Below are 8,211 nucleotides of genomic sequence, written 5' to 3' on the forward strand. Positions count from 1 at the left end.
GACATCGTGAGTGGGATGGTCTTGGAGCCAAACTCAACCCCCGATGTCATTCCGGCGCGGGGCCCCCTCAATGTGCCTCGTCCCAGTTTTTTGCTGCGTGGGCGTCGACCTTGATGGGAACGGCGAGGCGCATGGCGGGTTCGGCGGCGCTTTCCATGACTTCGGTGATGACCGGAATCGCGGCATTTTCGGTGCCTTCGTCGACCTCGAAGATCAGCTCGTCATGCACTTGCAGCAGCATGTCGGCGGCGATGCCGGCCCTGGCGAGGGCCGGCTCCATGCGGATCATGGCGCGGCGGATGATATCGGCGGCCGAGCCCTGGATAGGGGCGTTGATCGAGGCGCGCTCGACAAAGCTGCGCTCGGCCGGATTGGAGGAGCGCGCATTGGGGAAATTGATGCGGCGGCCGAAAATGGTGGTGACGTAGCCGTCCTCCTTCACCCTTCGGCGCTGTATGTCCATATAGTCCTTGATGCCGGGGAAGCGCTCGAAATAGGTCTTGATATAGTCGCCCGCCTCGCTGCGGCCGATGCCGAGCTGGTTGGCCAGCCCAAAGGCGGAAATGCCGTAGATGATGCCGAAATTGATGGCCTTTGCGCGCCGGCGCACATCCGAAGGCATGTCCTTGACCGGCACGCCGAACATTTCGCTCGCCGTCATGGCGTGAATGTCCAGCCCCTCCTCGAAGGCATCCTTGAGGGCGCCGATATCGGCGATATGGGCCAGCACGCGCAATTCGATCTGGCTGTAGTCGGCCGAAATCAGCAGCCGGCCCGGCGCGGCGACGAAGGCGGTGCGGATCTTGCGGCCATCATTGGTGCGCACCGGGATGTTCTGCAGATTGGGGTCGTTGGAGCTGAGGCGCCCCGTCAGCACCGAATGCTGGGAATAGGTGGTGTGTACCCGCCCGGTGCGCGGATTGATGTAATTGGGCAGGGCATCGGTATAGGTGCCCATCAGCTTGGTGAGCTGGCGCCAGTCGACGATGGTGCGCGCCAGCGGCACGCCCTTGGCGGCCAGGTCCTCCAGCACGTCGGCGCCGGTGGACCAGGCTCCGGTCTTGGTCTTGGTGCCCCCTTCGAGCCCCATCTTGTCGAAGAGGATTTCGCCAAGCTGCTTGGGGGAGGCGAGGTTGAAGCTCTGCCCGGCCAGCTGGTGCGCCTCGGCCTCGAAAGCGGCGGCGCGCTGGGCGAAATCGCCCGAAAGCCGGGACAGGATCTGCCGGTCCACCGAAATGCCCCGCCCTTCCATGCGCGCCAGCACCGGCATCAGCGGGCGCTCCAGCGTTTCGTAGAGCGTGGTCATGTTTTCCGCGGCCAGGCGCGGCTTGAGCACATGCCAGAGCCGCAGGGTCATGTCGCTGTCCTCGGCGGCATAGCGCGCCGCGGTGTCGACGGGCACCTGGGCGAAGGTGATCTGGTTCTTGCCGCTGCCGATCAGCTCCTTGATGGGAATGCCGGCCCGGCCCAGCCAATGGTCGGCCAATTCGCCCAGCGCGTTGTATTGCGGGCCATCGAGCGCATAGCTCAAAAGCAGCGTGTCATCGACGGCATTGACCGCGATATCGTAGCGCGCGAGCAGGCCCAGGTCATATTTGGCGTTGTGGAAGATCTTCAGGATCGACGGATCGGCAAAGACCGGACGCAGCAGATCGAGCGCGGCGCGCATGTCCATCTGCCCCTCGACTGGACCGCCACCCAGCAGATCGCCCGCCCCCTCGGTATGGCCCAGCGGAATATAGGCGCCATTGCCCGGCGCGGTGGAGAGCGAAATGCCGACCAGATCGGCGCTCTGGTTGCCTATGCCGGTGGTTTCGGTGTCGATGGCGACCCGGCCCTCCCGGTAGATGGCTTCGATCCAGTGCTCCAGCCGGGCGGCGTCGCGGATGATCTCGTAATGCTCCGGCGCGAAGGGAATGGCGCGGATTTTGTCATGCATGGACGCGGCGTGGCGCACCAGCACCGCCTCGGCCTGGCCGCTTTCGGCCTGGCGGGCGGCGCGGGCCTCGGCGCGCGCTTCATTGTTAAAGCCGATGGCGCCCGAAGCCGGCTTGGCGGCGAGCGCCGGATCGGCCTCCCAGGCCTCGGGATCGGTATCCAGCAGCCCGGCGAGCCGCTTGGTGATGGCGTTGAACTCCATGGCCTTGAGGAAGGGAAACAGCTTGCCCGGCTCGATGGGCTGGCGGGCGAGATCCTCCAGCGTCTCGGCCACCGGCACCTCGCGCGAAAGCGTCACCAATTGCTTGGAGATGCGGGCCAGATCGGCATTGGCGATGAGCTTTTCGCGCCGCGCGTTCTGCTTGATCTCGCCGGCGCGCGCCAGCAGGGTTTCCACATCGCCATAGGTATTGATGAGCTCGGCGGCGGTCTTGACGCCGATGCCGGGCACGCCCGGCACATTGTCGACGCTGTCCCCGCACAGGGCCTGAACGTCGATGACCTTGTCAGGGGTGACGCCGAACTTGGCCATCACCTCGTCGGGCCCGATCCAGCGCAGGGGCGGCTGGCCGGGACGGGCAATGGTGTCGAGCAGGCGCACCGCGCCATCGGGCTCGACCAGCTGCATCAGATCCTTGTCGGACGAAACGATGGTGACCTTGCCGCCGGCCTGGCGCGCCAGCGTGGCATAGGTGGCGATGATGTCGTCGGCCTCCCAGCCTTCCATCTCGATGGAGGGCAGGTTGAAGGCGCGGGTGGCGGCCCGGGTCAGGGGAAACTGCGGCACCAGCTCCTCGGGCGCCGGCGGGCGGTGGGCCTTGTACTGGTCGTAGATGGCATCGCGGAAGGTCTTGCCGGAATGATCGAAGATCACCGCCATATGGGTGGGCTCGTCATCGCCCTTGAGATCCTCCATCAGCTTCCACAGCATGTTGGAAAAGCCCTGAACGCACCCCACGGGCAGCCCGTCCGACTTGCGGTTGAGCGGGGGCAGGGCATGAAAGGCGCGGAAGATATAACCCGAGCCATCGACGAGCAGCAGATGCATGAGGCGATTCCAAAGTCCGGTAGAGGCGCAAGTCTAGGGCAGATGCGTCATCGGCAAAAGGCCAGCCTCACTTGCACCATTTTTTTCGGCCAGACTGTGTCATCATGTTGCCCGCGCATGGCGCGGGCTTGTGTTGCGGATATGCGCTTTTCGGGCCCCTGATGATTGAACCGAGCCTGACCATCCTGACCGTCGACGACGACGTGCTCATCAATATCGGCACTGCCGCCACGCTGGAGGATCTGGGCCATCGCGCCCTGGAGGTCTCCTCGGGCGACGAGGCGCTGGCGCTTCTGGCCGGCGACGGGCCGATCGACCTGCTGCTGACCGATTTCGCCATGCCGGGCCTCAACGGGCTGGAGCTGGCCGAGCGCGCCCGCGCCCTGCGCCCGGACCTGCCCATATTGCTGGTGACCGGCTATGGCGAATTGCCCGGCGGCGCCGAGACCGATCTGCCCCGCATCGGCAAGCCCATGCGCAGCCAGGACCTGGCCGAGCAGATCGCCCTGCTGGTGGGGGCGCGGGCCTGAAGCATGTCTGCCCAAAGGGCACCGGTCTGGGGATAAGGCCATGCGAAAAAACAAGGCGGGGAAGCGTGCGGAGCTGCTCCGAAAGATCGCGACGCGGCTTTAGCCCGTGTGCGGCGGAAGCGCCTCAGCGCAGCCCGGCCTCGTCGAGCAGCCCGGCGCGCTTGGCGTCGTAATAATAGCCGCGGGCATAATAGCGCATGGCCTGGTCGGCATTGCCCCCGGCGGTAACATAGGCGCCGGCCAGATAGCGCACGGCATAGCGCAGATTGGTCTCCGCATCGAGCAGGCCCCCCGGCGCGCCGCGATAGCCCATGGTGGTGGCGGTGGCGTGGCTGATCTGCATCAGCCCGTAATAGGGGCCGTTGCGCGCCGCCGGATTGTAATTGCTCTCGCGCGTGATGACGCGGCGCACCAGCGTCTCGGGCACCCTGTAATGCTGGGAGTAATGGGCGATGAGCGGGTCGAGCCCGCTGCCGCCATAGGCCATGACCGAAGGGGCCGCCGGCACCTGCACCGCATCGGGGACGTGCCCCGAAGGGGCAGCCTCGGCCACCAGCACCGCCTCGGCGGCGGTGGCATCCACGGCCGACGCCGCTGCCGGTTCGGGCGTGGCCGGGGCGGAGAACTGCGCCAGCACCGGGCTGGCCTTGCCAGGGGCGGGCTTGAACGCGCTCATCGAGCAGCCCGAGGCCAGGAGGGCCAGCAGCCCGGCCGCGCCCAGCGCCGCCACGCGCGGAAAAGAATGTGTAAGGCTTGCCATGGCGCTTCTCTAGCCGATTGCCCAAGGGGCGCGATAGTCCCCAATCGCGGCAGGGTGATGGCAATTTGATGGCGATGCGGTCCGGCGCAAATCTCCGTTGCGCGATGAAGCGGCTTTGGTTAGGTTGCGCCCGTTCGCGCCGGGGCCCGCCCCTGCCCGAGGCACCCGTAGCTCAGCTGGATAGAGCGCTGCCCTCCGAAGGCACGTGTCAAGTCTGGCTGGTGGGGATCGGGAAGAAAAAGTACGTAGGAGTTCAAAGACTTACGCAAGGGGTATCCAGCCCTTCGCAATCGCGGAAATCCCGCGTAAGCACTGCGTAAGCAGGATGCACCCGTAGCTCAGCTGGATAGAGCGTCGCCCTCCGAAGGCGAAGGCCCCGCGTTCGAATCGCGGCGGGTGCGCCATACTCCACCCCAATCACCTCGGAATCCGGACTGTGGCTGGCTCTCGTTTGCTATGTCTGTGTGCCGGCAACAGACGACTTGAGCCGCGTCTTTTTCAATCCACCGTGCTGCTCTAGAACGGCATAGCCGATTGTCGCCATCTTGCTGTTGATCTCCTTAAGTGCCGCGATGGTCTCGAGATGCTGGTTGCTAGATGCCAGGCTGATGAGATTGCCGCCGCGCAAGCGCGAAAGATGTCGGTGACGGCTTCGCTGCTCTAGGTCTGAAACGTGCTGCTTGTGACGCACCAAGCGTTCGGCGGGCAATGGATCGCCAGTCCAGGCCGTCTCATGCGCGAGGCTGATCGTCCGGCGAATGGCCTCGACCATTTCGGCAATTTCCCCGTGGCCTTCCTCGGTGAATTGGTAGCTCCCACGCAGTTGGTCGAGCCGAAGCGTCAGGAACTTTCCGGCGAGGACGTCGCCACAGCGCTCGATACGGATGGCGAAGTCGACGATCTGCTGCAAGCCGGCGAGCGAGGCATCGTCGCTTGAGTTCACACGCGCGGATGCATCTCGGAGCCCCTCATAGAGGCGCATCTTCTCAGCTTCGGGGAAGTTGCACATCGCCTCGTCAAGCATGCTGGAGGCAAGGTCGAGCATGGTCGCGAGCTTGCGCTTCACAGCCGGCTCCGCGATTGAGGAGTCCTCGATGTAGCCGGCAGGAATTGACGCATCGTCTTGTTCCACCGGCTGAGCAAAGCGGACTTCGAAATCTCGCGCCAAACGCCGGCAAAGCGGCGCCGACAACAGCAGCAGGAAATTGAAGGTGAGATGACACACGAGCATCGCCTGGGCGGGGCCGCCTCGAACGACGCTGTCTATGCTCACGCGAAACATCCCAATCACAACAATCAACAGCATCGCTGCCCCGACGCGGAGCACGGCCACGGCGGCCGGAACGATCCTGCTGCGCCTACTCTCACCCCTCAGTAGCCAAAGGGGCAGGAGCGCGCTGCCAATGTTGCATCCGAGTACAAAGCTGATGACGGCGGCAGGACCGACAATCGCGTGGCCAGAGAAGGCCACGGCGGTCAAAATCGCAGCGACACTTGAGTGCATGGCGAGAGTCAAACCAAGCCCCGCAAGTGCCGCCGCAATGGTGTCCCGTGTCAGGTATCCGGCCAGCCCAACCGTAGACTCGAGATTGGCGATGGGTTCAACGCTGGCGCGAATGATCGACAAGGCGAGAAAGATCAGCCCAAGGCCGAGGACCACACGACCGAAATTCCGAACTCTCGGTTGCGGCGCCCGCAGGTACAGGGTCGCGCCAATGAGGATGGCCAGCGGACCGACCGCCGAACTCGGGAGTTGCAGGAAGCCGACGGCAACGGCCGAGCCCAGATCCGCTCCCAACGCCAAGATCGATGCCGAACTGATCGAGACCGCGCCGCTGCCGGCCAGACCCGCAGCCATCAACATGACGACTGTGCCGCCTTGCATAACGAAACCGAGAACTGCGCCGCGCAAGAGTCCACGCAAGATGGACGAACCCTCAGCCATGGCGGACTGAAGCGCCATGCTCCACAATCGCTCTATGCCGATGCGCATGAACCTTACGGAGAAGAGCAGGAGCATGGCACCGCTGAACAGTTGCACCAGCAGGCTCAAGATCGTCACGGCAAGACCTCTCGGATCGAGTGGGAACGGAGGCACCTCCGGGGCGTGGCGGGCCCAATAAGTTGGGACCAAGTGCCGGTGGGCGAACCCTGGGAGGGTTGGCCGCCCACCGGTGGTCCAGGCTCCGGAGGCCGCGGACGCCTTGCCGCTGACGGTACCTGATCTCTCGACCCGGATGCTCAGCCGTCATCGAACAGTCACACTCTTAGTGTAACAATGAAGCGGGCGCAATGGTTTTGGCGGAGCCGGGCGCTCCGGTCAGTAGTAGGTGGACTTGAACGGCGTAACCGCCGCTCCCATCGCTGCAGCGTCGTTCGAAATCTCGGATATGATGAGCTTCGGAACAGGCCGGGAGACCCCGTAGCGCGGTCGGCCGAAGATGTCCGTGCGGGCGCTGAGGAGTTGTGCGAGCCCCGGAGGAACCTGTCCGCCAAACACGATCGCCTGCGGATCAAAGACGGCCCAGATCGCATTCACGAGGCGGTTGTATGCAGGCGTTACGTCATCAAGCCACTCAGACACGCCCCGCCATTTCGGATCGAAGTTCTTGCGCATGTAGGTGATGGAAGGAACGTCGACGCCGTTGCGATTGAGTTGCTCGAGGAGGGATTGAAGCGCCGGACGGTGAGGCACCTCTTCCTCAGGGTACATCTGAGTGAAGCCCGCCGCGTTGCCGTTGCCGCCGGCGAGCAACTCACCATCGCTGATTAGGCCCCCGCCAAGCCCGTAGTTGAAGCTGATGTAGGCGAAATGCTTGATGAAGCGCCCCGCGCCGAACATCGACTCCGCCACGGCTCCCGCCTGGCCACCGTTGAGCACCCAAACAGGTTTGGCGAGGAAATCCGCCAGCATCGGGCCAAGTTCGATCAACGACCACTCGTGCAAAGGCAAAGACGCATTGAATCGCGTCCCGCCAACGTGGAAGCCCGCAATGGCAAAACCGATGCCAAAGAAGGAGTCCTCGGCGAGGTCGTGGCGCTGCTGCTGTTCCTTGATCTTGGCGACAATGAGTTCGAGCGATTCTGTCATCGAGCGCTCTCGAAGCGGCACGCTGCTTTCCGCGAGCACATTGCCGGCGAAGTTCATGATGCAGATGTCGATGACGTCGGCGTTCACGGAGACGCCGACTGAGTAAGCATGTGAAGGGTTCAGACGCAGCATCGGGCTTGGCTGGCCGCTGCCGAGCCCAGGTTTCGGCGATCCCTTAGCGACGATGCCGCGTTCCGCGAGACGATCGATGATCCGATAGACCGACTGCTGCGCCAAGTCCGTGTGCGCGGTCACTTCGCTACGTGCGAGGCCCGGATGCCGCCAGAGCAGGTGGAGCAGATGCCGTTCGTTGGGCGACACGACTCCACCCTCGTCGGATCGCAGGAAATGCGGCGCGATGCGGCTGTCGGGCGAATAGGCCATAAGTGTACCTCCAGCTTCCGAAATACCGAGGATGTGTGACAATTTCCATTCCTCGATCACGGGAGTTCAATCGTTTGCTGACTTCACACACCCGGAGGGGCTTGCGCTCAGTCACGCAACTGTTACACATAATGAGTAACAAAGATAAGCGTCCGGCCGAAATGGTTCGGCTTTAAGCGCAACCAGGAGGATCAACACCTATGAGGACTACTCTTCTCGCGGCTGTGGCGGCTGCGCTGACGTGGGCAGGCGCCGCACAGGGAGCCGACATCGAACTCTGGTACGGCAATACGGGCGCGACCGAGCAGGCGATCTTGGCCCAGTGCCAGGCATTTAACGCCTCTCAGGATACGCACCGGATCATCTGCATCGGGCAGGGCACATACGAAGTCGCGATGCAGAAGGCCATCGCGTGTTGAATGCCACCGAGATCTGACCCTCTAGGGGCAGAAGTTTTCAC

General features: G+C 63.8%; 5 protein-coding genes, 1 tRNA gene and 1 pseudogene. 3 read left to right on the forward strand and 4 right to left on the reverse strand.

Going from position 1 to position 8,211, the window contains the following annotated elements; all coding sequences use genetic code 11:
* Positions 1-67: 67 nt before the first annotated feature.
* Positions 68-2,986 carry a DNA polymerase I gene (gene polA, locus VDP82_RS10515; RefSeq protein WP_323014801.1) on the reverse strand — a complete coding sequence of 973 codons (2,919 nt, stop codon included), beginning with the start codon at positions 2,984-2,986 and terminating at the stop codon, positions 68-70.
* Positions 2,987-3,147: 161 nt separating this feature from the next.
* On the opposite strand from polA, the gene VDP82_RS10520 reads away from it, so the two are divergent.
* Complete coding sequence (locus tag VDP82_RS10520) at positions 3,148-3,516, forward strand: response regulator (protein WP_323014802.1); 369 nt, start codon at positions 3,148-3,150, stop codon at positions 3,514-3,516.
* A 124-nt stretch (positions 3,517-3,640) separates the two neighbouring features.
* On the opposite strand, the pseudogene VDP82_RS10525 reads toward VDP82_RS10520, so the two are convergent.
* Positions 3,641-3,985: pseudogene (locus VDP82_RS10525) on the reverse strand (transglycosylase SLT domain-containing protein); the annotation flags it as partial.
* Between the two features lie 618 nt (positions 3,986-4,603).
* Between VDP82_RS10525 and VDP82_RS10530 the strand changes: the two are divergent.
* A tRNA-Arg gene (locus VDP82_RS10530) sits at positions 4,604-4,680 on the forward strand.
* A gap of 50 nt (positions 4,681-4,730) precedes the next feature.
* On the opposite strand, the gene VDP82_RS10535 is transcribed toward VDP82_RS10530, so the two are convergent.
* Both VDP82_RS10535 and VDP82_RS10540 read right to left on the reverse strand, forming a co-directional pair.
* Entirely contained in the window at positions 4,731-6,329 is a 1,599-nt protein-coding gene (locus VDP82_RS10535; protein ID WP_323014803.1) for a Na/Pi symporter, read from the reverse strand.
* A 267-nt stretch (positions 6,330-6,596) separates the two neighbouring features.
* The gene (locus tag VDP82_RS10540) at positions 6,597-7,751 is read right to left on the reverse strand and encodes an ROK family transcriptional regulator (protein ID WP_323014804.1); all 1,155 of its coding nucleotides are present in this window, start codon (positions 7,749-7,751) and stop codon (positions 6,597-6,599) included.
* A 200-nt stretch (positions 7,752-7,951) separates the two neighbouring features.
* On the opposite strand from VDP82_RS10540, the gene VDP82_RS10545 reads away from it, so the two are divergent.
* A complete protein-coding gene (locus VDP82_RS10545; RefSeq protein WP_323014805.1) occupies positions 7,952-8,170 on the forward strand; it encodes a hypothetical protein in 219 nt (72 codons plus the stop codon).
* Positions 8,171-8,211: the final 41 nt, after the last annotated feature.

It is taken from the genome of Devosia sp. (genome assembly GCF_034675085.1).
In the GTDB taxonomy this organism is placed as follows: domain Bacteria; phylum Pseudomonadota; class Alphaproteobacteria; order Rhizobiales; family Devosiaceae; genus Devosia.